General features: G+C 64.8%; 19 protein-coding genes, 1 tRNA gene and 1 pseudogene. 17 read left to right on the top strand and 4 right to left on the bottom strand.

Annotated elements, in window-relative coordinates:
- The first annotated feature begins 5 nt into the window (after positions 1-5).
- Positions 6-809 (top strand): BPSS1780 family membrane protein, encoded by an 804-nt coding sequence (locus tag H7F36_RS11835; protein ID WP_187051013.1) that lies wholly within the window; start codon positions 6-8, stop codon positions 807-809.
- A 33-nt stretch (positions 810-842) separates the two neighbouring features.
- On the opposite strand, the gene H7F36_RS11830 is transcribed toward H7F36_RS11835, so the two are convergent.
- Entirely contained in the window at positions 843-3,224 is a 2,382-nt protein-coding gene (locus tag H7F36_RS11830) for a UvrD-helicase domain-containing protein (RefSeq protein ID WP_187054937.1), read from the bottom strand.
- A 174-nt stretch (positions 3,225-3,398) separates the two neighbouring features.
- Here H7F36_RS11830 and H7F36_RS11825 point away from each other — a divergent pair, with 174 nt between their 5' ends.
- Positions 3,399-4,379, top strand: a complete 981-nt coding sequence (locus H7F36_RS11825) for a GMP reductase (protein ID WP_187051012.1) — start codon at positions 3,399-3,401, stop codon at positions 4,377-4,379.
- Positions 4,380-4,401: 22 nt separating this feature from the next.
- Here H7F36_RS11825 and H7F36_RS11820 read toward each other — a convergent pair whose 3' ends face one another.
- On the bottom strand, positions 4,402-4,587 hold the full coding sequence (locus tag H7F36_RS11820) for a hypothetical protein (RefSeq protein WP_187051011.1): 186 nt from the start codon (positions 4,585-4,587) through the stop codon (positions 4,402-4,404).
- Positions 4,588-4,846: 259 nt separating this feature from the next.
- Here H7F36_RS11820 and H7F36_RS11815 point away from each other — a divergent pair.
- Positions 4,847-4,922 (top strand) — tRNA-Ala (locus tag H7F36_RS11815).
- A 90-nt stretch (positions 4,923-5,012) separates the two neighbouring features.
- Complete coding sequence (locus H7F36_RS11810) at positions 5,013-5,753, top strand: SDR family oxidoreductase (RefSeq protein WP_187051010.1); 741 nt, start codon at positions 5,013-5,015, stop codon at positions 5,751-5,753.
- A 61-nt stretch (positions 5,754-5,814) separates the two neighbouring features.
- Here the strand turns inward: H7F36_RS11810 and putA are convergent, their stop codons facing one another.
- The gene (gene putA, locus H7F36_RS11805; protein ID WP_187051009.1) at positions 5,815-9,669 is read right to left on the bottom strand and encodes a trifunctional transcriptional regulator/proline dehydrogenase/L-glutamate gamma-semialdehyde dehydrogenase; all 3,855 of its coding nucleotides are present in this window, start codon (positions 9,667-9,669) and stop codon (positions 5,815-5,817) included.
- 65 nt (positions 9,670-9,734) lie between these two features.
- Here putA and H7F36_RS11800 point away from each other — a divergent pair, with 65 nt between their 5' ends.
- Complete coding sequence (locus H7F36_RS11800) at positions 9,735-10,259, top strand: Lrp/AsnC ligand binding domain-containing protein (protein WP_187051008.1); 525 nt, start codon at positions 9,735-9,737, stop codon at positions 10,257-10,259.
- Between the two features lie 39 nt (positions 10,260-10,298).
- Here the strand turns inward: H7F36_RS11800 and H7F36_RS22390 are convergent, their stop codons facing one another.
- On the bottom strand, positions 10,299-11,846 hold the full coding sequence (locus tag H7F36_RS22390) for an alpha/beta hydrolase fold domain-containing protein (protein ID WP_315971414.1): 1,548 nt from the start codon (positions 11,844-11,846) through the stop codon (positions 10,299-10,301).
- Positions 11,847-12,015: 169 nt separating this feature from the next.
- Here H7F36_RS22390 and H7F36_RS11790 point away from each other — a divergent pair, with 169 nt between their 5' ends.
- The 12 genes and pseudogenes from H7F36_RS11790 (at position 12,016) to H7F36_RS11740 (ending at position 25,401) form a co-directional block, all read left to right on the top strand.
- Positions 12,016-12,879: a fumarylacetoacetate hydrolase family protein gene (locus H7F36_RS11790; RefSeq protein WP_187051007.1), complete on the top strand. Its 864-nt coding sequence runs from the start codon at positions 12,016-12,018 to the stop codon at positions 12,877-12,879.
- Between the two features lie 16 nt (positions 12,880-12,895).
- Positions 12,896-13,705 (top strand): alpha/beta fold hydrolase, encoded by an 810-nt coding sequence (locus H7F36_RS11785; protein ID WP_187051006.1) that lies wholly within the window; start codon positions 12,896-12,898, stop codon positions 13,703-13,705.
- Between the two features lie 9 nt (positions 13,706-13,714).
- Positions 13,715-15,007, top strand: a complete 1,293-nt coding sequence (locus H7F36_RS11780) for a metal-dependent hydrolase family protein (RefSeq protein ID WP_187051005.1) — start codon at positions 13,715-13,717, stop codon at positions 15,005-15,007.
- 33 nt (positions 15,008-15,040) lie between these two features.
- Positions 15,041-16,324 (top strand): metal-dependent hydrolase family protein, encoded by a 1,284-nt coding sequence (locus H7F36_RS11775; protein WP_187051004.1) that lies wholly within the window; start codon positions 15,041-15,043, stop codon positions 16,322-16,324.
- Positions 16,321-17,280: a branched-chain amino acid ABC transporter permease gene (locus H7F36_RS11770; RefSeq protein WP_187051003.1), complete on the top strand. Its 960-nt coding sequence runs from the start codon at positions 16,321-16,323 to the stop codon at positions 17,278-17,280. The genes H7F36_RS11775 and H7F36_RS11770 overlap by 4 nt, the downstream gene beginning before the upstream one ends.
- Positions 17,277-18,455, top strand: a complete 1,179-nt coding sequence (locus H7F36_RS11765) for a branched-chain amino acid ABC transporter permease (protein ID WP_222620377.1) — start codon at positions 17,277-17,279, stop codon at positions 18,453-18,455. The genes H7F36_RS11770 and H7F36_RS11765 overlap by 4 nt, the downstream gene beginning before the upstream one ends.
- The gene (locus H7F36_RS11760; protein WP_187051002.1) at positions 18,445-19,716 is read left to right on the top strand and encodes an ABC transporter substrate-binding protein; all 1,272 of its coding nucleotides are present in this window, start codon (positions 18,445-18,447) and stop codon (positions 19,714-19,716) included. Before H7F36_RS11765 ends, H7F36_RS11760 begins: the two co-directional genes overlap by 11 nt.
- A gap of 10 nt (positions 19,717-19,726) precedes the next feature.
- A complete protein-coding gene (locus H7F36_RS11755) occupies positions 19,727-20,548 on the top strand; it encodes an ABC transporter ATP-binding protein (protein ID WP_187051001.1) in 822 nt (273 codons plus the stop codon).
- Positions 20,548-20,994, top strand: a pseudogene (locus H7F36_RS22385) (ABC transporter ATP-binding protein); the annotation flags it as partial. The gene H7F36_RS11755 and the pseudogene H7F36_RS22385, both read left to right, overlap by 1 nt.
- Before the next feature lie 588 nt (positions 20,995-21,582).
- Positions 21,583-22,815, top strand: coding sequence for a Tm-1-like ATP-binding domain-containing protein (locus tag H7F36_RS22030; RefSeq protein ID WP_315971458.1), 1,233 nt, complete (start codon positions 21,583-21,585; stop codon positions 22,813-22,815).
- Between the two features lie 42 nt (positions 22,816-22,857).
- Positions 22,858-23,688, top strand: a complete 831-nt coding sequence (locus tag H7F36_RS11745; RefSeq protein WP_187050999.1) for a phosphoenolpyruvate hydrolase family protein — start codon at positions 22,858-22,860, stop codon at positions 23,686-23,688.
- 15 nt (positions 23,689-23,703) lie between these two features.
- Positions 23,704-25,401: a flotillin family protein gene (locus tag H7F36_RS11740; RefSeq protein WP_187050998.1), complete on the top strand. Its 1,698-nt coding sequence runs from the start codon at positions 23,704-23,706 to the stop codon at positions 25,399-25,401.
- The last annotated feature ends 10 nt before the right edge of the window (positions 25,402-25,411 follow it).

Below are 25,411 nucleotides of genomic sequence, written 5' to 3'. Positions count from 1 at the left end.
AAACAATGAAACTTCACATCGTGCCGGCCCGCACCGGCGCCGAATGGGTCAAGCTCGGCCTCCGGACTTTCTGGCGGCAACCGCTGGCCTTCGTCTCTCTTTTCTTCCTCTTCATGGCGGCGATTTCGGCCGTTTCCCAAGTGCCGCTGCTTGGCAGCTTGCTCGCGCCCGTGCTGCTGCCCTTCATGACACTGGGGCTGATGGTCGCGACTTCTGTCGCGTACATCAACGACACGCAGAAGCCGACCGCACCTGGCATGTTCATCGCGGCCTTCTCTGCGATGCGCAGCAAGTGGCGTCCGATGCTGGTGCTCGGCTTGATCTCGGCGGCGTATTTCGTGGCGGCCGTGTTGCTGTCCATCCTGGTCGACGGCGGCCAATTGGCCAGGGTCTACCTGCTCGACGCCGACATCACACCCGAGGCTGCCGCAAGTGCCCAGTTCCAGACAGCGCGCGTGCTGGTGATGTGCCTCAACCTGCCCCTCTCGCTTGCGATGTGGCACGCACCGGCGCTGGTGCATTGGCACAGCGTCGAACCGGTCAAGAGCCTGTTCTTCAGCCTGGTCGCGCTGTTCCGCAACTTCAGTGCTTATGCGATGTTTTGCCTGGCATGGTTCGGCGTTTTCCTCATCGGCGGCATCGTGCTCGGCTTGATGGCAACGCTGCTGGTCGCGCTCGGTGGCATGGGAATGGGCGAAGGCGCCTCGGCCGTCGGCGGCGCGATGATGGTCGGCAGTGCGCTGATCCTGGCGGCGATGTCGCTCAGCTCGACGTGGTTCACTTTCAGGGACAGCTTCGATACCGACTGAACGCCGAACGAGCCCGGACTGAGCGTGCCCCCATCAAACGGGGGTGAGTTTCGCCACCGATAGCGCCAACCATTTCACGCCGTGACGCGGAAAGTTGATCTGTGCACGCGCGTCGTCGCCGGTGCCTTCGAGGCCCAGCACGGTGCCCTCTCCGAACTTGTTGTGGAACACCTGCATACCCGAGCGCAGGCCGTGCGACGGTGCAGTTTTTTGCGGTGGCACCGGTGGGCTGGCGAACGAATCTTTCGAGAAGCCAGCGCCGCCCACCGGACGTGACGTCGCATAGCCGCCGCCATAGCCGAACGCCGATGGCGTAAAGCCCTGATTCTTCGGCGTCAGCCACTTCAACGCGCCTTCGGGCAGCTCGTCGAAGAAGCGGCTCCTCACGTTGTAGCGCGTCTGGCCGTGCAGCATGCGCGTCTGTGAATGGCTCAGGTACAGACGTTTGCGGGCGCGGGTGATCGCGACGTACGCCAGCCGGCGTTCTTCCTCGAGGCTCTCGTAGTCGTTAATCGAGTTTTCGTGCGGAAACAGGCCCTCTTCCATGCCGGTGATGAACACGCAATCGAACTCGAGGCCCTTGGCCGCATGAACCGTCATCAGTTGCACTGCGTCTTGGCCTGTCTTGGCCTGGTTGTCGCCTGACTCCAGCGCCGCGTGCGTGAGGAACGCGGCCAGCGGACTCAGCGTTTCGCCGGTTTCCGAATCAGGCGCCAGCGGCTCATCGATAACAGGCAAATTCGGGTCGAGCCCCTGGCTGACGAGCGACTGCCGCAGCTCGTCGATCGGCAGCGCCACCGCATCGCGGCCGAATCCTTCCTGCGTGACGAAGCTCTCGGCCGCGTTGACCAGCTCTTCCAGATTCTCGATGCGGTCGGCGCCTTCGCGGTCGGCCTTGTAATGCTCGACAAGCCCGCTGTGGTCCAGCACCAGATCGATGATCTCGCGCAGGCTGATGCCTTGCGTCTGCTCCCGCAGCACGTCGATCTTGGCGACGAAGCCGGTCAGGTTGGAGCCGGCCTTGCCGGCCACTGCACCGACCGAGTCATGCATCGACTTGCCCGCTGCACGCGCCGCGTCCTGCAATTGCTCGATGGTGCGGGCACCGATGCCGCGCGGCGGAAAGTTGACGACGCGCAGAAAGCTGGTGTCGTCATCCTTGTTTTCGAGCAGCCGCAAATACGCCAGCGCATGTTTGATCTCGGCGCGTTCGAAAAATCGCAAGCCGCCGTAGACGCGGTACGGCACGGCCGCGTTGAAGAGCGCCGTTTCGATCACGCGACTCTGCGCATTGCTGCGGTAGAGCACCGCCATCTCTTTTCGGTCGAAGCCATCGCGCACCAGTTGGCGCATTTCTTCGACCATCCATTGCGCCTCGGCGAAATCGCTGGTCGACTCGTACACGCGCACCGGCTCGCCGGGGCCCTGGTCTGTTCGCAGGTTCTTGCCGAGCCGCTTCTTGTTGTGGCTGATCAGCTCGTTGGCCGAGTCGAGGATGTTGCTGTAGCTGCGGTAGTTCTGCTCCAGCTTGACCTGGTGCGTCACATGGAACTCGCGCACGAAATCAGCCATGTTGCCGACGCGCGCGCCCCGAAACGCATAGATGCTCTGGTCGTCGTCACCCACTGCGATCACGCTGTTGTCGCCGGGGATGAAGGTGCCGTCGACGATGTTGCCCGACAGCATCTTGATCCACGCATATTGCAGGCGGTTGGTGTCCTGAAACTCGTCGATCAGGATGTGCCGGAAGCGCCGCTGGTAGTGCTCGCGAATCGGATCGTTGTCGCGCAGCAGCTCGTAGCTGCGCAGCATGAGTTCGCCGAAATCGACCACGCCTTCGCGCTGGCACTGCTCTTCGTAGAGCTGATACAGCTCGACCTTCTTGCGGTCGTCGTCGCTGCGCACTTCGACATCGCGTGGGCGCAAGCCGTCTTCCTTGGCGCCGGCAATGAACCATTGCGTCTGCTTGGCCGGAAAGCGCTCGTCGTCGACCGCGTACTGCTTCATCAGCCGCTTGATGGCCGAAAGCTGGTCTTGCGTGTCGAGGATCTGAAAGGTAGAGGGCAGGCCGGCCAGCTTCCAATGCGCGCGCAACAAGCGATTGCACAGCCCGTGAAAGGTGCCGATCCACATGCCGCGCACATTCACCGGCAGCATGGCCATCAGCCGCGCGGTCATTTCCTTGGCGGCCTTGTTGGTGAAGGTAACGGCCAAGATGCCGCCCGGCGACACTTGACCGGTTTGCAGCAGCCAGGCGATGCGCGTAGTGAGAACGCGGGTCTTGCCGGAGCCGGCGCCGGCCAGAATGAGGGCATTGCCGGCCGGCAGTGCCACGGCGGCGCGTTGCTCGGGGTTGAGGTGCTGGAGCAGCGGCGATTCCGCTGATTCGGAGGCAGTCGCGAGATCGATAAACATGCCCCGATTGTAGAAACCGCAGCGTACGGTGGTTATATGAAATGCGATCGCCCCACGTCCGAACGACCGCGTAAACTCAGATACCGGGCCCAAGTTTCTTGCGCCCGGTTTTTTTAAACCGGCCGGACCAAGCGCTCGTTCGTTATTTCAAACGACCTTCACAGGAGCTTGGTTATGCAGATCTTCGACTACGACAACATCCTCTTGCTTCCGCGCAAATGCCGCGTGGAAAGCCGCTCGGAATGCGACGCCAGCGTCACGCTGGGCCCCCGCAGTTTCCGCATTCCGGTGGTCCCCGCCAACATGAAGACGGTGATCGACGAGACCATCAGCCTGTGGCTCGCCAAGAACGGCTACTTCTACGTGATGCATCGGTTCGACCTCGACAACGTGCGCTTCGTCAGGCACATGCAGGCGCAAGGCGTTTTTGCCTCGATTTCGCTGGGCGTGAAGAAGGCCGACTACGACACCGTCGACCTGCTGGCCGCTGAGGGTCTGGTGCCTGAATACATCACGATCGACATTGCGCACGGCCATGCCGACAGCGTGAAGAACATGATCGGCTACCTGAAGCAGAAGCTGCCGAAATCGTTCGTCATTGCAGGCAACGTCGGGACCCCCGAAGCGGTGATCGATCTGGAGAACTGGGGTGCCGACGCGACCAAGGTCGGCATTGGCCCGGGAAAGGTCTGCATCACCAAGCTCAAGACCGGCTTCGGCACCGGCGGCTGGCAACTGTCGGCGTTGAAGTGGTGCGCCCGCGTCGCGACGAAACCGATCATTGCCGACGGCGGGATTCGCGACCACGGCGACATCGCCAAGAGCGTTCGCTTCGGTGCGTCGATGGTCATGATCGGCTCGCTGTTCGCCGGCCACGAAGAGTCGCCCGGCAAGACGGTCGAAGTCGACGGCGCACTTTTCAAGGAGTACTACGGCTCGGCCAGCGACTACAACAAGGGCGAGTACAAGCACGTCGAAGGCAAGCGCATCCTGGAGCCGATCAAGGGCAAGCTGGCCGACACCCTGATCGAAATGGAGCAGGACGTGCAGAGTTCGATCAGCTACGCGGGCGGCCAGAAGCTGATGGACATTCGCAAGGTCAACTACGTGACCTTGGGCGGCGGGGACAACGCGGGCGAACACCTGCTGATGTAGACCACGACCGCGGCGACACGGCTCACGCGTCCAGCAACCGAGATGCGTGCTGGTGCAGACGGTGCGTTGGGTCGATCAATGCATCGAGCAAGCTGAAGTGATGCAGGCTTGGCAGGATCTCGCAGATCGGCACGGTGGCTTTGCCCCATGCGTCCTGAATCAGGCGCGCTTGCGAGGCGAATGCTTCGCTCTCGTCGACGCCGGCCACGGCATACAGCGTGCGCGCCTTGGGCGCAGGAAACAGCGCCGGGCTTGCGCGCTGCGCATCGACTTCGGCCGCCGCAGCGCGTCCATCAGGAACGGCGTGTGCTTAATCGGCCGACGGTCGTGCACGCCGGAAATCGACAGGGCGTTTCGCACCCTCAGGCACCAGCGCCCGGTTGTTGTAGACACCGTCGAGCCAAGCCAAGTCTTGCAAAGTCGTGCGCAGATTCTGATCGATCGCAGTAGAATTTTTCTTGCTTGTTGGGGGGGTAGCTCAGCTGGGAGAGCGCCGCGTTCGCAATGCGGAGGTCGTGAGTTCGATCCTCATCCTCTCCACCAACACTCCCTTTAAACCGAACCGCTCGGGCGCTGGCCTTCAGCGTACCCGCTGAAACCGGTCGCGCTTCTCGATAACGAATCGGAGACAACATGACTTACAACACCTCCCCCGCCAAAGTAGCCCTCGTCATCGGCGCCGGCGATTCAACCGGCGGCGCCATCGCCAAACGCTTCGCGGCCGGTGGCTACACGGCCTGCATGACGCGGCGCGATTCGGACAAGCTCAAGCCGCTGATCGAAGGCATCGAGGCAACCGGCGGCAAGGCGCATGGCTTTGGCTCCGATGCGCGCAAGGAAGAAGAAGTGATCGCGCTGTTCGACACCATCGAACGCGACATCGGGCCGGTCGAGGTGCTGGTGTTCAACATCGGCGCCAACGTGCCTACGCCGGTGGTCGACGAGACCGCGCGCAAGTACTACAAGATCTGGGAAATGGCCTGCTTCGGCGGCTTCTTGAACGGCCGTGAAGCGGCGCGGCGCATGAGCGAACGCGGGCGGGGCACGATCATCTTCACCGGCGCGACCGCCGCATTGCGCGGCTCGGCCAACTTCGCGGCGTTCGCTGGCGCCAAGCACGCACTGCGTGCGCTGTCGCAAAGCATGGCGCGCGAGTTGGGACCGAAGAACATCCATGTCGCGCATGTCGTGGTCGATGGCGCCATCGACACCGAATTCATCCGCACCAACTTCCCCGAGAAGTACGCGACCAAAGACCAGGACGGGATCCTCAACCCGGACCACATCGCCGAGAACTACTGGTTCCTGCATACGCAGCCGCGCGACGCGTGGACCTACGAACTCGACCTGCGCCCCTGGAACGAGCGCTGGTAATTTCGGCGCGGTTCGCAAGACGGTTTGCGCTGCGTTCGCTTTGCCTGTTACGGCACCTTCTTCAGCCGATCGTCATCAAGCTCGCGTTGCCGCCCGCAGCCGCGGAGTTCACGCTCAACGCGCGTTCGACCACCAGGCTTTCGAGCGCGATGTCGACCGCGCCGGGCGCCAACGACCGCACACCGACGATCGGCCCCGTGCGCCCGGCCAGCACCTGATTGATCCGCATCAGCGAAGCGGCGTCGTCATGGTGGAGCACCGCATCGAACACCACCGTGTTGGCGGTCCAGTCCTGCGCCATGACGATCGACTGCTGCACTGCGGCGGGCAGCGATGCGCGCGATGCTTCGGTGCGCGCCTCGGCCGGCCACACGGCGGTGCTGCCGATCGCCAGCACCGCAGCGAGTTGCACCAGCCGATCGGCATCGTCGGTCGCCAGACACAGCACCGCCTCGCGCGGCAGCAGCGTATAGACGTTGCGCTCACCGGTCGGGCCGACCAGCGTGCGGGCATGGCCACTGCGCGACAGGCCGGCGAAACGTCGGCATTGGACTGCAAGCGATTCATGGTCTTCACGTTGCGCCCACGCTTCGAACGCAGTCATCGGGGAATTCGACCTGGTGGCCGTCGAGACCTCGAGGTCATCGGCCTTCGACGCATATCCTGGATCGGCATCCACCATCGCGCGCGCCATCACATCGTCCGGCCGCGCCGCCAGCATCCGGTACATGTACAGCGGGCCGCCCGCCTTCGGCCCCGTGCCCGACAACCCTTCGCCACCAAAAGGCTGCACACCGACCACCGCGCCGACGATGTTGCGGTTGACATAAACGTTGCCGGCCTTCGCCTGTTCGACCACCTGCGCGATCGTCTCGTCGATGCGGGTGTGCACGCCCAGCGTCAGCCCGTAGCCGGTGCCGTTGATCTGACCGATGAGCGCGCCAAGATCGCGGCGCCGGTAGCGCACCACATGCAGCACCGGCCCGAAGACCTCGCGCTGCAGCTCCGACAGGCTGTCGAGTTCGATCAACGTCGGAACGACGAAGGTGCCGTGCTGCGTCGCGTGATCGATGTCGCGTGCGGTGCGGAACACCTTGCGTCCACGCGCCTCCATCTCGGCGACATGGCGCTCGATACCGCCGCGCGCTTCGGCGTCGATCACCGGACCGATATCGACTGCGAGCGTCGCCGGATTGCCGATGCGGCATTCGGCCATCGCGCCCTTCAGCATCTCGACGACGCGGTCGGCCACCTCATCCTGCACGCACAGCACGCGCAGCGCCGAACAACGCTGGCCCGCGCTGTCGAAAGCCGATGCGACGACGTCGACGACAACCTGCTCCACCAACGCAGACGAGTCCACGATCATCGCGTTCTGACCGCCGGTCTCGGCGATCAACGGCACGCTGCGACCCGCTGCGCCGAGCCGCAGCGACAAGGTCTTCTGCAGGATGCGCGCGACCTCGGTCGAGCCAGTGAACATGACGCCCTGCACGCGCGCGTCGCCGACCAGCGCGGCGCCGATCGTCTCGCCTCGTCCCGGCAGCAATTGGACTGCCGCGCGCGGCACGCCGGCCTGCCAAAGCAGCCGTACCGCTTCGGCGGCGATCAGCGGTGTTTGCTCGGCCGGCTTGGCCAGCACCGGGTTGCCGGCTGCGAGCGCCGCCGCGACCTGCCCGACGAAGATGGCGAGCGGAAAATTCCACGGGCTGATGCACACCATCGGGCCCAGCGGCCGGTGCGTCTCGACGGCGAAGTCGGTACGCGCTTGCGCCGCGTAGAAGCGCAGGAAGTCGACGGCCTCGCGCACTTCGGCGATGCCGTTGGCGTAAGTCTTACCGGCCTCACGGGCTAGCAAGCCAAGCAGGCGCGGCATCTGTTCTTCCAGCAGATCGGCGGCACGATCGAGCCCTGCTGCGCGCTCGGCTGGTGGCGTCATGGCCCACATCGGCGCGAAGGCTTCCGCGTCGGCGACGGCAGCTTCCACGTCGGCCAGAATCGCTTCCTGCACATGACCGACGACATCGCGCAGGTCAGCGGGGTTGCGCACCGGTTCGGCCGGCGCGCGCGGCGAGGCATAGACACCAGAGGCCAGCAATGGACCGGCGGCCCAAGCATCAGACGCACTCCGGGTCAGCGTCTCGCGCAGCGCGCGCAGCCGATCGTCGTTGCCAAGATCGAGCCCGCGCGAGTTGGCCCGCACTGCACCATACAAAGCCGCCGGTAGCGCTATCGAAGGATGCGGCAAGCCAACCGCACCCTCGCTCTTCGCCATCTGCTCGACGGTCGCAACCGGGTCTTCCACCAGCACCTCGATGGCGATCGTCGGGTCGGCAATGCGGTTGACGAACGAGGTGTTGGCACCGTTCTCCAGCAAGCGTCGCACAAGGTACGCGAGCAGCGTTTCATGCGTGCCGACCGGCGCATAGATGCGGCAAGGACGATTCAGCTTGCCGAGTTCGATGGCACCGACCACCTGCTCGTAAAGCGGCTCCCCCATGCCGTGCAGACACTGGAATTCATACTGCCCCGGCGTGTATGTCGACGGCTTCGCCATCTCGTAAATTGCCGACAGCGTGTGCGCGTTGTGCGTCGCGAATTGCGGGTAGACCGCATCGGGCGCAGCCAGCAACCTCCGTGCGCAGGCCAGGTACGACACATCGGTGTAGGCCTTGCGCGTAAACACCGGATAGCCCTCGAGCCCGTCGACCTGCGCGCGTTTTATTTCGCTGTCCCAGTACGCGCCCTTCACCAACCGCACCATCAACCGGTGGCCGCTGCGACGCGCCAAGTCGACCACGAAATCGATGACGAAGGGGCAGCGCTTTTGGTACGCCTGAATGACGAAACCGATGCCATTCCACTGCGCGAGCGCGGGCTCGAAACAGAGCTTCTCCAGCAGGTCGAGAGACAGCTCCAGGCGATCGGCTTCTTCGGCGTCGATGTTGAGACCGATGTCGTAGCGCCGCGCCAGCAGCGTGAGGTCACGCAGCACCGGATACAGCTCGTCCATCACGCGCGCCTGCTGGGCGCGGACGTACCGTGGATGCAGCGCCGACAACTTGATCGAGATGCCCGGCCCTTCGTACACACCGCGGCTGGCCGACGCTTTGCCGATCGCGTGAATCGCCTGCTCGTAAGCCACGCGATAGCGCTCGGCGTCGTGCGCGGTCAACGCGGCCTCGCCGAGCATGTCGTACGAATAGCGAAAGCCTTCGGCCTCCAGATGCTTCGCATGGTCGAGCGCCTGCACAATGTTTTCGCCGGTCACGAACTGCTCGCCCATCATCCGCATCGCCATGTCGACGCCCTTGCGAATGAGCGGCTCACCGCCCTTGCCGATCAGCCGCGTCAGCGTGTTCGACAAGCCGGCTTCGCTGTGCGTGGCGACCAGCTTGCCGGTCAACAGCAAACCCCATGTCGCTGCGTTGACGAACACCGACGGACTGCGGCCGGCATGCGCCTGCCACTGGCCACGTGCGATCTTGTCGCGGATCAACGCGTCGCGGGTGGCAGCGTCGGGAATGCGAAGCAGCGCCTCGGCCAGGCACATCAGCGCGACGCCTTCCTGCGACGACAGCGCGTATTCCTGAAGCAGGCCCTGCACCAGGCCGGCGCGGCCGGTCGCGCTCTTCCGGTTGCGCAATTGCGTGGCGATGCGGTGGGCCAGCGTGTGCGCTGCCTCTGAAGCATCGCCTTCGAGTCGTGCAGCTTGCAACAGTGGCGCAAGCGCATCGGGCTCCGGCGTTCGATAGGCCGCCGTGATCTGCGAACGCAGCGGCGTCGCGGTGTCGAGGGCATCGGCGAAGTCTGTAAACGGCAGGGGCCCCGAGTGCTTCGAGGCGCTGTCGGAAGCGTGGTTCGAAATGGAGTTTGAAGCGACGTCTGGAGCGAAAGGTGCGGCAGTGGCGGTCATGGCGGCGTCCGTAGTGGTTAAACCGATAATGCAGGCCATAGGACCAACTTTTATTTCGAATTCAGATGCTTAAGCCAAAGAAACCACCAAAGGTTCCCGCGATACCCATCGAAGATCCTGCTCCGGGTCTGGATCGACTCGACGTTCGCATCCTCGCCGCTTTACAGGACGACGGCCGCCTCTCCAACGTCAAGCTCGCGGACACGATCGGCCTGTCGCCAACGGCGGTCCTCGCCCGCGTTCAACGCCTCACGCGCGAGGGCTACATCCTGGGTTACGAAGCGCGCCTCAACCCACTCAGGCTCGGCGCCAGCATGCTGGTCTTCGTCGAGGTGATGCTCGACCGCACGACGCCCAACGTGTTCGATCAATTCAAGGCGGCGGTGCAAGTACGCCCTGAAATCATGGAGTGCCACATGGTCGCGGGCGGCTTCGACTATCTGCTCAAGACCCGAAGCGCCGACATGGGCGACTACCGGGCCTTCGCGGGCAGCGTGCTCTGGCAGCTGCCGGGTGTGCGCGAAACCCGGACCTATGCGGTGATGGAAGAAGTGAAGAACTCGACGCACTTGCACTTGCGCGGCGGCTAGAAAACGCCGGCTGGAGGCGCTCCGACGAATCGGCCTCGCTCAGCCGCGCGCCGGGCCGGACAGACCCAGCAGGGACAGCGCATGCGCATACGTCGACGACCTCGGGTCCGCCAGGTCGTTCAGCACGCTCATGTGGTTCTTGCCGGCAACACGCTCGTTCGCCAGGACGACATGCGGCCCCCATGCCGTCGCGATCGCATCGGCCTGACGCAAGAACTCTTCGCTCTCGTCGGCACCGACGACTGTCACCAGCGAGCCCATCGTGGGCGCGCGCATCCGCAGCGGACTCAGGCGCAGCGCAGATGCTTCCGTCAGCCCGAGGTCCGCCGACAGAAACGGCGCATGGCGCAGCGGCTCCAATTCGTACACGCCCGAGATCGACAGTGCCGACTTGACGAGGTCGCGCGGCAGTTCCGGCGCCACGGCGCGCCAATCGCAGGCCAGCAGCATCGTCGCGAGATGACCGCCGGCGGAGTGACCGGCCACCACGATCCGCTCGCGGTCGCCACCATGTGCTTCTGCATTTCTATAGACCCAGGCCAGTGCCTGCACCATTTGCAGCACGATGTGCTCGATGCCGACCGCGGGGCAGAGCGCGTAGTTCAACTGCACGACCATCGCACCCGCGGCATGCAACGGCGGCGCGATGAAGGCATGGTCGCGTTTGTCGAGTGCGCGCCAGTAGCCGCCGTGGATATAGACGAAGACGGGTGCGCCCGAGCGCGCAGGGAGGATGTCGAGCCGCTCGCTCGCATGGTCGCCATAAGCGACATCGAGCACCCAGTCCGGTCGCTTGAACGCGTCGGCGGATGCGTCGGCCCAATAGCGGAGGATGGCCGGATGCTCGGGGATGCGTGCGCGGTTGTTGTACTGGGCGTCGAGCCATTCGGGATCCACGGCGACCGTGCGCTCTCGCGCAATAGCGGCATCCGCGGGCTGCGGCAGCGGGTCGGGTCCGGACTCGCGCAGCGCCGCGTCGATCAACGCATCCGCCATCCACAGCGCAGTGCGCTCGACCTCACGGTCACGCAAACCCCAGATGTCTTTCAATATCACGTACGGCTCGATGCCATAGACGACCGACAGCGCCTGGTGCAAACGGTCGCGCACGGCCGGTCGCAGCAACGGAATCATCGGCTGCAGTGCATGTTCGAGAATGCCCACGCGATGGCCGCGCCGGTAGGGCTCTTCTTCCAATAGCCCCGCGCGCTCCAAGCCCCATTGCTCCAGTGACAACTGCGCGGCAGCACGCATCTGCGCCTCGAATTCCTTGAAGCGCGGAAAGGTCTTGATGAACAGTTCGTGGACGCGCTCGCGGCCGTTCGGCTTGTCGGATGCGAGCTTGCGCACCGGTCCCAGCGAGCTGTCGACCACTGCCGTCACCAGCGCGCTGCGACTCGGGAAGTAGCGGTACGCCGTGGCGCGCGACACCTTCGATCGGGCCGCCGCCTCAGCGACCGAAGGGATATGGCCCTTCAAGCGAATGATGTCCATCGCCGCCTCGAGCAGCGCCTTGAACGTCGCCGCGCGAACGCCGCCTTCGGGTGCGATCGGAGGATCGGTCAGCTTGTATTTGAGTCGCGGCATGGGGTTTGTACGGGTCAAGAAGGGTCTGTTTCGGCTTGTGAATATCTAAGCGCCAACCGTATGATGCGGCCAACCAGATTTGAGACGCAAGTCTCAAAAATGACTTCCGAGATCTCGCGGCGCCCGGTACACACCGGAAAGACTGCGGGGCAATATGGAGACAAAGTCTATGCGTTTTGCCAGTTGGAGCTGGGGTGGCCGCGACCATGTCGGCACCATTTCGCAGGATGGCCGCGAGGCCACGCCGTTGGCCGTGCGCGACCCTTCGCTCGGCACGCTGCCGCTGATCCAGGCGATGGCGCGCGACGAAATGCTGCCGCAAGCCTCGGGGGCACGACTGCCCGTCGACGTCGTCACGCTGCGCTCGCCATTGCCGCGCCCGCTGCGCAGCTTGTTCTGTGTCGGCCGCAATTACCACGCGCATGCAGCCGAGTTGGCCGGCTCGGTATTCAACGCAAAACCAGAAGCCGAAGCATGGCCGATCGTCTTCGGCAAGCTGGCCGAATGCGTGATCGGGCCCAACGACACGGTGCAGCTTCCGGCACCGGCTGCCTCGGTGCAGATCGACTATGAATCGGAGCTCGCGGTCGTCATCGGCCGCGGTGGCCGCAACATCCCCCGCTCGCGCGCCATGGACCATGTGTTCGGCTACACCATCGTCAACGACGTGACCGCACGCGACGTGCAGATGCGCCACCAGCAATGGGGCCTGGGCAAGAGCTTCGACACCTTCTGCCCGATGGGACCGTGGATCGTCACGGCCGACGAGGTCGATGGTTGCGCCACCCGCGTGCGCGGCTGGGTCAACGGCACCCTGCGGCAAGACGGCCAGACGCGCGACATGATCTTCGACATCCCCACGCTCATCGAAACCTGCTCGCGCGGCATCACGCTGTACCCCGGCGACGTCATCGCGACCGGCACGCCATCGGGTGTCGGCATGGGAATGAAGCCGCCGCAATGGCTGCGCTCGGGTGACGTCGTGCGCGTCGAGATCGACGGCGTCGGCGTCATCGAGAACCGCTTCGAATGACAACACCGACATCGCCATGACATTCCATCTCATCGACCGCGTTGCGGTGGAAGAAGAAGGCGACGGCCCTGTCGTGGTCTGCGTGCACGGCCTGGGCGGCAGCTCCAACACTTACACGCCGCTGATGCCGGCGCTGGCGCGGCATCGCGTGGTGCGGGTCGACCTGCCCGGCAGTGGCCGGTCGCAAAGCGTCGAAGGCGCTCTTTCGATCGAACGCTATGTCGAAACGCTGCTCGGCATCTGCGATCGCTTGGGCATCACACGCGCGCATTGGGTCGGCCATTCGATGGGCACCATCGTGTGCCAGCACATCGCCGCGGCACATCCGAAGCTCGTCGCGAGCGTCGCTTTGTTCGGCCCGCTCATCGCCCCGCCCGATGCGGCTCGCACGGCAATGCATGCGCGTGCTGCCAAGGCCCGCGAAGGTGCTGCGGGCATGCAGGAGATCACGCAGACACTGCTGCAGGCCGCCATCTCCGCCGACACGCGGCAACGGCTGCCGGTGGTGGTCGCATTCGTGCGGGAGAGCCTCATGCGGCAGGAGGGCGACGCGTATGCACGCAGCTGCGAAGCACTGGCCGGAGCACAAGCTGCCGCTGTCGAACAGATTGAAGCACCCGTGCTGCTGGTGACCGGCGACGAAGACGGTGTGGCGCCGCCGCAAGCCGTGCGCGCCATGGCCGACCGGCTGCACCGCGCGGCCAGCAAGCGCGTGGTGGTGCTGCCCAAATGCGGCCACTGGACACCCGTCGAGCGGCCCGACGAATGCCAGCGCGAACTGCGCGAATTTCTTGCGACGCACGACCGCGTCCAACGCATCCAGTAGGAGCCGGCCATGGCAGACGTTCTTTTCACCAACGTGCGTGTCTTCGATGGCGGCGGCGAGGCGCCCTTCTCCGGCGACGTGCTGGTGCAAGGCAACCGCATTTCGCGCGTCGTGAAGACCGCCCACGGCGCACCGCAGGCGCCCATTCACGGCGCGCAGGTCATCGACGGTGCCGGCGCTTTCCTGATGCCGGGCATGGTCGAGGCCCACACGCACTTTTCCTGGAACGACCAGCCGAGCCTGGACGCGATCCAGCGCATGCCGCCGGAAGAGCACATCCTGTGGTGCGCCGAGGTCGCGAAGAAGTACCTCGACATGGGCTGGACCAGCTGCGTTGGTGCGGCAGCCGCCAAGCCGCGGCTCGATGTGGTGATCCGAAATGCGATCGCCGACGGCACGATCATCGGCCCGCGCTACCTCGCCGCTGGACAAGAGATCACCGTGCCAGGCGGACTCGGCGACAGCACGCAGCCGCATCTGCCGCAGCCGGAGTTCGCGTTCGGCGCCGTCGTGAGCGGTGCCGAAGAGATGCGCCGTTGCGTCCGCATGATGGCCAAGTGGGGCGTCGACTCGGTAAAGATCAATCTGTCTGGCGAGTCGATTACCGGCATGTCGAGCGAGATGAGCCAGTTCACCGAAGAAGAGATCCGCGTCTGCGTGCAAGAGGCTAAGGCCTGGGGCAAACGCGTCGCGGCCCACGCGCGCTCCACCTGGGCCATCAAGCAATGCGTGACGCAGGGCATCGAGGTGATCTACCACGCGAGCTTCGCCGACAGCGAGGCGCTCGACCTGCTCGAAGCCCACAAGACCGAGCACTTCATCGCACCCGGTCTGGCATGGCTCATCAACACCTGCCACAACGCGAGCCAATGGGGTTTGACCAAAGAGGTCACGATGAAGATGGGCTACCACCGCGAGCTCGATGCCGCGGTCGAAAGCATGCGCGCGCTGCGCAAACGCGGCGTCCGGATCCTGCCCGGCGGCGACTACGGCTTTGCATGGACGCCGCACGGCACCAATGCCAAAGACCTCGAATACTTCGTCAAGTACGTGGGCATGAGCACGATGGAAGCGCTGCTGTCCGCCACTGCGTGGGGCGGGCCGATGATGAAGATGGGCAAGACGATCGGCTACATCCGTGAAGGCTGTTTCGCCGACATCCTTCTCATCGATGGCGACCCGCTGACCGACATCACCGTGCTGCAGGACAAGTCGCGAATCATGGCCGTCATGAAAGACGGCGAGTTTCACCGCGCGCCACCGATGCGCTCGGCCCGCACCACCCGCTGGGCGACCGCATGAAGCACTCGCTCAGCCCAGTGAGAGGAGAAGGTCATGACTGACGTCGTCTTCACCAATGTCCGCATCCTCGATGGCACCGGACAGAACCCTTTCAGCGGCAGCGTGCTTGTGCGCGGCAACCGCATTCGCCAGGTCGGTCGCAGTACGGCACCGATCGCGCCGGGCGGCGCCACCGTGATCGACGGCGCAGGCGCCACGTTGATGCCTGGCATGTGCGAGGCCCACACGCACTTTTCGTGGAACGACGCCGCCACGCTCTCGGCCATCCAAACCCTGCCGCTCGAAGAGCACGTGCTGTGGTGCGCCAAGGTCGCGAAGCGATACCTCGAAGCCGGCTTTACCTCGTGCGTCGGCGCGGCCTGCGCCAAGCCGCGGCTCGACGTGGTGATCCGCAACGCGATCAACTCGGGCCAGATCCCCGGACCGCGCTACCTGGCCGCCAGCCAGGAGATCACGGTGCTCGGCGGGCTGGGCGACGAGACCTTGCCGCACCTGCCGTTCCCGGAGTTCAGCTTCGGCGTGAACATCTCGGGTGCGGACGAAATGCGCAAGGCCGTGCGGATGTTTTTGAAATACGGCGTCGACTCGGTCAAGCTCAATCTGTCGGGCGATAACTTCACGCCGCAGTCGCCATCGGAGACGACCTGGATGCTCGATGAAGAAGTCGCCGCGGCCATGCGCGAAGTCAAGATCCGCGGCAAGCGCGGCATCGCGCACGCCCGCTCGTCAGACAGCGTCAAGCAGGCGTTGCGGCACGGCATCGATCTGATCTACCACGCCAGCTTCGTCGACAACGAAGCGCTCGACATGCTCGAAGCCGCGAAAGACCGGGTCTTCGTCGCACCGGGAATCGCCATCCTCTACGCGATGCTGCACGAGGCAGAAGCGTTCGGCATCACCAACGCGATGGCGACCGACATGGGCTACCAGATCGAATGGGACGCCGCGCTCGAGTCGCTCTCCAAAATGCACAAGCGTGGCATTCGCGTGCTGCCGGGCGGCGACTACGGTTTCGCCTTTACGCCCCACACGCAGAACTCGCGCGACCTGGAGTTCTTCGTCAAGTACCTCGGCTTCACTCCCATGGAAGCCATCCGTTCGACCACGCTCTACGGCGGTCAGATCATGATGCAGCCCGACGAACTCGGCGTCATCAAGGATGGCTATCTGGCCGACATGCTCCTGATCGACGGCGACCCGCTGGCCAACCTGTCGATCCTGCGCGACCCCAAGCGCATCCTCGCGGTGATGAAAGACGGCGTGTTCGCCAAGGCGCCGGACATCGCGTCCGAGCGTGCCTGGGAACGCGTCGCATGAACGGCATGGCGCGCATGAATCGCAAGTCGCTCGCGCTCTGGCTAATCTTCGGCGTGCCGATCGCGGTGTTTTCGGTCTGGGCCATCTCCGACAACTACCCGCTCTACTTCAAGACGCTGCTCAACGGCCTCACGCTGGCATCGCTCTACTTTCTGGTCGCGAGTGGCTTCACGCTGGTGTTCGGCCTGATGCGCAACGTGAACCTCGCGCACGGCTCGCTCTACCTTTTCGGCGCCTATGTCGGCTGGTTCGTCGGCGAGCACACGGGCTCGTGGGTGCTCGCAGTGATTGCCGGGTTTCTCGCGTCGGCGATCCTCGGGCTGCTGATGCAGTTGCTGGTGTTCCGTCACATGCAGGGACAAGACCTGCGCCAGACGCTGGTGACCATCGGCCTGTCGATCGTCTTCGCCGATCTGATGCTCTGGATCTGGGGCGCCGAGATCTACACCTTCGATCCGCCGGCGTGGATCTACGGCTCGACCACCCTTCCTCTTGTCGCCAAGTTTCCAACCTACCGACTGTTCGTGTTGCTGGCATCGATCGTCATCGGCGTGGGCCTCTGGCTGCTGCTGGCGCGCACGCGCATCGGCATGATGATCCGCGCCGGCGTCGACGACCGCGGCATGCTGGCCGCGGCGGGCGTCAACGTTCAACTGGTGTTCGCGCTGACCTTCGCGATCGGTGCCGGGCTCGCCGGGTTGGCCGGCGTGGTGGGCGGCACCGCCCTGTCGATCTCGCCGGGCGAGGACACGCGCTACCTGCTGGCTTCGCTGGTCGTGGTCATCGTCGGCGGCATGGGCAGCGTGGTCGGCGCTGCGATCGGTGCATTGCTCATCGGCCTGGCGGAGCAATTCGGCCTCGCCTATGCGCCGACCTACAGCGTGGTCTTCACTTTCGTGATCATGGTCGTCGCGCTCGCGTTCAAGCCGCGTGGATTGATGGGGAAAGCCGCATGAGCGCTTCGCAGTGGCGACGGGCGATGAAGTCGCCGACCGCCGGTGTCGCGGTGCTGCCACGTGCCACAAGCACCACGCGCACCACAAGCACCACACGCCCGGCCGAACCACTGCCCGCGCACGGCGACCTCCCGCGCTGGCTGCGCGTGCTGTTCCGCCCGGTGCGCTGGCGCCATGTGCTGGTTGCCGCGTTGGTGCTGCTCTACCCGTTCTTCGCCACGCCGTTCTTCACCTTCCAGATTGGCGCGCAATCGCTCGCGCTCGGTCTGGTCGCGCTGTCGCTGACCTTCCTCGGCGGCTACGGCGGCATGGTGTCGCTGGCGCAAATGACGGTGGCCGGCTTTGCCGCCTACCTGGTCGCGATCATCGGTACGAGCAGCAACGCGGCAATCAGCCTGGGCTGGCCGTGGTGGCTGGCGGTGATCGCGGCGCTCTCGCTGTCGACGATGTTCTCCGCGGCCATCGGCTGGCTGTCGGTGCGCACTGAAGGCATCTACACCATCATGATCACGCTGGCGGTGGGTGTCGCATTCTTCTATCTGGCGCAACAGAACTACACGCTCTTCAACGGCTTCCAGGGCTTCAGCAAACTCGCCGCGCCGATCGTCTTCGGGCTCGACCTGCGCGAGCCGATGCCGTTCTACTTCCTGGTGCTGGCCTGTTCGGTCGCGGGCTACTTCCTGGTAAAGCACCTCGTTCGCGCACCCTTCGGCATAGCGCTGCAAGGCATCCGCGACAACCCACGGCGCATGCAGGCGCTGGGCTACAACGTGACCGCGCACCGCGTGGCGGCGTATGCGGTGGCGGGTTTTCTGGCGGCCGTCGGCGGCGTGCTGCTGGTTTGGTACAACGGCCGCATCTCGCCAGGCACCGTCGGTATCGGCGCGATGATCAACATCCTCATCATCGCCGTGCTCGGCGGCATGAAGCATCCGATCGGCGCGTTCATTGGCGCTGTCGTCTTCGTACTTTTGCAGAACTTCGCCATCGACCTGGTCGACCGCGAGCGCTTCAATCTTGTGATCGGCGGGGTCTTCCTCGCGATCGTCCTGTTCTCACCCGACGGCTTGCTGGGCTTGTGGCAACACCTGCGCAGTCGCCTGTCGGGTCGAGGTCCCCAGCCGCGGCAGAGGCCGCATTCGAAAACCACAACAGGAGCGAGACATGACGGTTAAGCAAGAGCACAAGAAGATATTCGCGCGCAGCCTCGTCGGTGCCGCAGCGGCGTTGGCCATGGCCGGCCTCGCGGGCATGGCCCAGGCGCAAGAGGTCTTGAAGATCGGCCTGCTGGCCTCGCTCGAAGGCCCGTTCGCGGCACCCGGGCAAGACGGCATGCGCGGTGCCGACCTGGCGCTGAAGGAAAAGAACGGCATGGCCGGCGGCAAGAAGATCGAGTTCATCAAGGTGTCGTCGGACGCGACACCCGACAAGGCCGTCAACTCGACGCGCAAGGCAGTCGAGCAGGACAAGGTGCAGATCATGATTGGCCCGCTGTCGGGCGACGAAGGCATCGCGGTCAAGAACTACGCCAAGACGCAGCCCAACGTCACCTTCATCAACGGCTCGGCCGGCGCACAGGCTGCCACGCTGCAAGACCCTGCGCCCAACTTCTATCGCTTCAACACCGAAGGCGCGCAGTGGATGGTGGGCCTCGGCGAGCACGCGCTGGCCAAGGGCTACAAGCGGACCTTCCTCATCGCCGAGGACTACGGCTTCCCCTATTCGCAGGTGCAAGGCTTCATGGCGAGCTACTGCGCCAAGGGCGGCAAGGTGATCGACAAGGCGTGGGTGCCGCTGGGCACCAAGGACTATGCGTCGGTCATCGCCAAGATCCCGAAAAACATCGACGCCCTGGTCGTCGTATTGGGCGGTTCCGACGCAGTCAACTTCCTGACGCAATACGAACAGGCCGGTGGCGACAAGCCGATGATCGGCGGCTCCATCACGGTCGACCAGACTGTTCTCAACTTCAAGGGCAAGCGCCGTGAGTCGTTGCTGGGCACGGCTTCCGCCGGCCCGATGGCCGACTCGATCGACACGCCGGAGTGGAAGAAGTTCGTGTCCGACTACAAGGCCACTTTCAAGGACGGCTTCCCGAGCCCTTCCCTCTTCGCGTACCTGTACTACATCAATACCAAGGCAACGCTCGATGCGCTCGACGTCGTCAAGGGCGATCTCTCCGGCGGGCAGAAGGCGTATCGCGATGCGCTGCAAAAGACCAACTTCAAGGGGCCGGCAGGTGAAGTGAAGATCGACGCCAACCGCAACGGCGTCGGCACGACCTACATCACCGAAGTGGCCAAGGCTGCCGACGGCTCGTTCTACAACAAGGTCGTGAAGTCGGTACCTAACATCTCGCAGACGCTGGGTCTGCCGGAAGCTGAGTTCAAGAAGATGGGCCTGGGCACGCGCGACGTGCCGGACTGCAGGACTTGAAGCTTTAAAGATGGCCACGATCACCCCGCTCCGCCGCGCCACAGTGCGTGGCCCCGCTGCGAGCAGCCGCGACGGCGCGCAGCTGCTCTCGGGCGACGCGCTGCGGCTGGACGGGGTGACGCGCGCCTTTGGCGCGTTGCGCGCGGTCGACGACGTGTCGCTCACGGTCACGGCCGGCCAGAAGTACGCAGTGCTCGGCTCGAACGGCGCCGGCAAGACCACACTCTTCAATGCGATCACCGGCGACTTTCCACCGACCGCCGGTCGCATCTATTTCTTCGGCGAAGACATCACCGACCTCGCTCCGCAAGACCGCATTCGCAAGGGTATGCGGCGCACCTATCAGTCTTCGCTTTTGTTCCGCGACCTGACGGTGCGGGACAACCTTTTTCTCGCGGTGCGCGGCGTCGCCAGCGGCCGTTTCAGCTTTCGGCGCGCGGGCGCCGGGCACCCTTCGACACGCGCGACCGACGACTTGCTCGATCGGTCGCGGCTGAGCCACATCGCCGACGAGCGCGTGGCCAACCTGGCGCATGGCCAGCAACGCCAGCTTGAAATCGGCATGGCACTCGCCGGTGCGCCGCGACTCATCCTTTTTGACGAACCCGCTGCCGGCCTCTCGCCCGCGGAACGTCGCGAACTCGTTGCACTGCTGACCTCGCTGCCGGCGCACATGAGCTTCGTGCTGATCGAGCATGACCTCGACATCGCACTGCGCGTGGTCGACCGTGTCACCGTCATGCACAACGGTCGTGTGCTGCGCACCGGCAGCCCGGACGAGATCGAGAACGACGCACAAGTGCAGGCGATCTACATGGGGAGCAAGCACTGATGGCCTGGTTCGGCGGTGATCGCGATGCAGCGGCCAACAAATCGACGGCGCTCGTCATCGACGGGCTCGACGTGTACTACGGCCGCGCCCATGCGTTGCAGGGCGTGAGCCTCACGCTGGAGCGCGGCGTGCTCGGCATCGTGGGCCGCAACGGCATGGGCAAGACGACGCTGTGCAACGCGATCACCGGCATGGTTCCGGCGCGGGGCAGCATTCGCTTTGCCGGCGAAGAGATCCTCGGCATGGCGCCGAACGAGATCACGAAGCGTGGCATCGCCTACGTGCCACAAGGTCGCCGCGTCTGGCCTTCGCTGTCGGTCGACGAAACGCTGCGGCTGGTGGCGAGCCGACGTCGCGACGTCGACCGGGTCTACACGATGTTTCCGAGATTGGCGGAACGGCGCAGCAACGGCGGCGCGCAGCTCTCCGGCGGCGAGCAGCAGATGCTGGCGATCGGCCGCGCGTTGTTGCTGAACCCGAAGCTGCTGGTCATGGACGAGCCGACCGAAGGACTCGCGCCGGTGATCGTCGAGCAGGTTGCGCAGGCGCTGCGCGAGCTGGCGGCGGACGGCATCGCGGTGCTGCTGATCGAGCAGAACCTGGGCGTCGCACTGTCCGTGGCGGACCGGATCGGCTTGATGGTCAATGGCCGCATCGCGCAGGAGATGCCGGCGGCGGCACTTGCCGCGGACCGCGAGTTACAGGAGCGACTGCTGGGTGTGCGCTCGGGCGGTCACGGGGATGAACTCGATGCGGAGTTGCCGGCGGCCGGTGCGGCGCCATCGACCGGCACGCAGGTCTTCACCGTCCGGCGTGCGCATGGCGATGGGGCGCCATCGCTCAGCGACTTGGCGCCGGCGACGGTGCGCGGTTTTACGCGATGGAACGCTGGGGGGACTGCGGCGGCGGTGACGGATATTTCGCGGGAGGCGATGTCGCCGTCTTCCGCATCGCCGTCGCCTTCGCATCGACCCTCACCCCAACCTTCTACCGCTAACGGGAGAGGGGGCCATACCGCCGTCTTCGACTTTCCGGTGGCTGCCAGCAGCGACCGCGCCGCCTATGTCGTGGGCACCTTCGACACCAAGGGACGCGAGCTCGGCTTTCTGCGCCAGTGCATCGAAAAGCTCGGCTTGCGTGTCGTCACGGTCGATCTGTCGACCTCGGGCAAGCCGTCGCCGGCCAGCATGCATCCGCGCGAGGTTGCGCGTCATCACCCCGACGGCGAGTCGGCCGTGTTCAGCAATGACCGCGGACGTGCGACGGAAGCGATGGGGCTCGCCTTCGAAGCTTTCGTGCGCACGCGTCGCGACATCGGCGGGGTCATTTCTGCAGGCGGCTCCGGCGGCACCTCGATGGCAACGCAAGGCATGCGCGCACTGCCGATCGGCTTGCCCAAGATGATGGTCTCGACCATGGCCAGCGGCGACACGCGCCCCTACGTCGGACCGAGCGACATCTGCATGATGTATTCGGTCACCGACGTGCAGGGCATCAATCGAATCAGCGAGAGCGTGCTGGCGAATGCAGCGAATGCGCTGGCCGGCATGGTCGCGCATCCGCCGGCAGTGTCCGCCATCACCCGGCCGGCCGTGGGACTCACCATGTTCGGGGTGACCACGCCCTGCGTGCAGGCCGTGACCAAGGCGCTCGAAGAAAGCTACGACTGCCTGGTATTCCACGCGACCGGCGTCGGTGGCCAGTCGATGGAAAAGCTCGCGGAGTCGGGCTTGCTGGCCGGCGTGATCGACGTCTCGACCACGGAAGTGGCGGACGAGATCGTCGGCGGCGTGCTGTCGGCGGGCCCGACCCGGCTCGACGTGTTCGCCCGCCAAACGCTGCCCTATGTCGGCTCGTGCGGCGCGCTCGATATGGTGAATTTTGGCGCGTGGGACACGGTGCCTGAGCGCTTCAAGGCGCGCAAACTGTACCGCCACAACACGACCGTGACGTTGATGCGCACCACGGTCGAGGACTGCCGCGCCATCGGCGAATTCATCGCGACCAAGCTCAACGCCATGCGCGGGCCCGTGCGCTTTCTGATTCCCGAAGGCGGCGTCTCCGCGATCGACAAGGCCGGCCAGCCATTTCACGATCCCGAGGCCGACCGCATGCTGTTCTCGACCATCGAAGCAGGGTTCCGCGCCGGGCCCGACCGGCGTCTGCAACGCTTGCCGCTGCACATCAACGACGAAGCTTTTTCTGCCGCGCTCGTGGCCGCATGGCACGAGGTGTCGCGCACGCCGGTCGACGCGCGACGCGCCTGAATCGAATAAGCCAGAACCAAAAACCAAGGGAGACCGAACACCATGCCACGCATCGCAAGATCGACATTGCTCGAACGCTTCCGCGCCAAGATCGAGTCGGGCAAGCCGCTCATCGGCGGGGGCGCCGGCACCGGCCTGTCGGCCAAGTGCGAAGAGGCCGGCGGCATCGACCTCATCGTCATCTACAACTCGGGGCGCTACCGCATGGCCGGCCGCGGCTCGCTGGCGGGGTTGATGGCCTATGGCAACGCCAACGAGATCGTGTGCGAGATGGCGCGCGAGGTGCTGCCGGTGGTCAAGCACACGCCGGTGCTGGCCGGCGTCAACGGCACCGATCCTTTCATGATCGCCGACGAGTTCCTGGGCCGGCTCATCACGCTCGGCTTCTCGGGCGTGCAGAACTTTCCGACGGTCGGACTCATCGACGGCACCTTTCGCGCCAACCTCGAAGAGACCGGCATGGGCTACGCGCTCGAAGTCGATCTCATCGCCCGCGCTCATGCGCTCGATCTGCTGACGACGCCCTATGTCTTCAACGAAGACGAAGCGCGCGCCATGGCCGGCGCCGGGGCCGACATCGTCGTGTGCCACCTCGGGCTCACCACCGGCGGCGCCATCGGGGCCGAGACGGCGCTGACACTGGCCGACTGCGTACCCCGCATCGACCGCTGGGCGGCAGCGGCACGCGAAGTCAACCCCGAGGCCATCGTGCTGTGCCACGGCGGCCCGATCGCCACGCCGAAAGATGCGCAGTACGTGCTTGCACAGTGCCGCGCATGCGACGGCTTCTACGGCGCCAGTTCGATGGAGCGCTTGCCGACGGAGACGGCGCTCACCGACACCACGCGACGCTTTGTCGAGATCACGCGATAACAGGAGACGATGTCCATGTCAGGTTCCCAATTCGGTAGTTTCATCCTCGGGCTGATCGTTGTCGCGATCGTCGTCGCCATCGCGGTCTGGCTGCTTCACTGGCTCTATTTGCGCAGCTCGAAAGAGCGCGCCTTCGTGCGCACCGGCTTGGGCGGGCAAAAGGTGGTGCTCGACGGCGGCGCCTTCGTGCTGCCGATCGTGCACGACGTGATACCGGTCAACATGAACACGCTGCGCATCGAGGTGAGCCGTGGCCGCGACAAGGCACTCATCACCAAGGACCGCATGCGTGTCGACGTGATCGCCGAGTTCTACGTGCGGGTGGCTGCCAATGCCGATTCGGTGGCAGTGGCCGCGCAGACGCTGGGCCTGCGCACTATGGAGCCCGATCAGCTCAAGGAGCTGGTCGAGGGCAAGTTCGTCGATGCACTGCGCACCGCGGCGGCAGAGATGACCATGGAAGAGCTACACGAAAAGCGCGGCGCTTACGTGAAGCGCGTGCGCGAAGCGGTGGCCGAAGATCTCACCAACAACGGCCTGGAGCTCGAAGCCGCTTCGCTCACGCAGCTCGACCAGACCGGCATGGAGTTCTTCAACCCGAGCAACGCTTTCGACGCCGAGGGTTTGACGCGGCTGACAGAGCAGATCGAGCACCGCAAGAAGCAGCGCAACGACGTCGAACAGGACACGTTGATCGCCATCCGCAACAAGAATCTCGAAGCCGAGAAGCTGTCGCTCGAAATCGATCGCGAGAGCGAACACGCGCGGCTGTCACAGCAGCGCGAAGTCGAGATGGCGCGCTCGCGTCAGCGCTCCGAAGTGGCGGTCGAACGGGCACAGCGGGAGCAACATGCAGAGAGCGCACAGATCGCCGCCAAGCAGAGCATCGACGCGGCGCGTATCCGCTCCGAACAGACGATCGAAGAAGGTCGCATCGGCAAGGAGCGCGCCATTCAGAGCGCCGAACTGGAGCGGCGCATGTCGCTGGAGCTGGCCGAACAACAGCGCTCGATCGCGGTCGCACGCGAAAGCAAGGCACAGAGCGAGGCCCAGGCAGAAGCCGAGCTGGCGCGGGCGCAAGCCGTTTCGGCAGAAGAGAAAGTGTTCACCGCGCGCGAGGTCGAGATGGCCGAGCGCAAGAAAGCCATCGAGCTGATCGCGGCTGCATTGATCTCGGAGCGAGATGCTTTGCGGCTCACGTCGGCGGCGCAAGCGGAGAGCGATGCCAGCGCCAACCGCGGCGCGTCGATCCGCGCGCAGGCCGAAGCGGATGCCGATGCCGACAAGATCCGATCGATGGCGTTGCGCATCCGTGCCGAGATCGAAGCTGAGGCGGCGCGCCTGATGAATGAAGCGCACAACATGCTCACGCCCGAGGCGCGCATGTCGGCGCTGCGCATGCGACTGGTCGAAAAAGCGGAGGGGATCATCCGCGAATCTGTGAGACCGATGGAGCGCATCGAGGGCATCAAGATCCTGCAGGTCGACGGCTTCGGCGGGTCGTCGAGCGGTGGTGGGCGCGATGGCGATGGCGTCGGCCTGGCCGATGGTTTGGTCAACTCTGCGCTGCGCTTCCGGGCGCAGGCACCGCTGGTCGACCAGTTGCTGCGCGAAATCGGCATCGAGGGCGGCGACATCCAGAAGCTGGTCGGCAATGTGAGCGGCTCGCATGCTGCGCTACCGTCGAACGCATCCAAGGCCAAGCAGGACTAAGAGGAGCAGC

This window comes from Variovorax sp. PAMC28562, from assembly GCF_014303735.1.
In the GTDB taxonomy this organism is placed as follows: Bacteria; Pseudomonadota; Gammaproteobacteria; order Burkholderiales; family Burkholderiaceae_C; genus Variovorax.
This window is presented reverse-complemented; position numbering and strand designations above follow the sequence as displayed.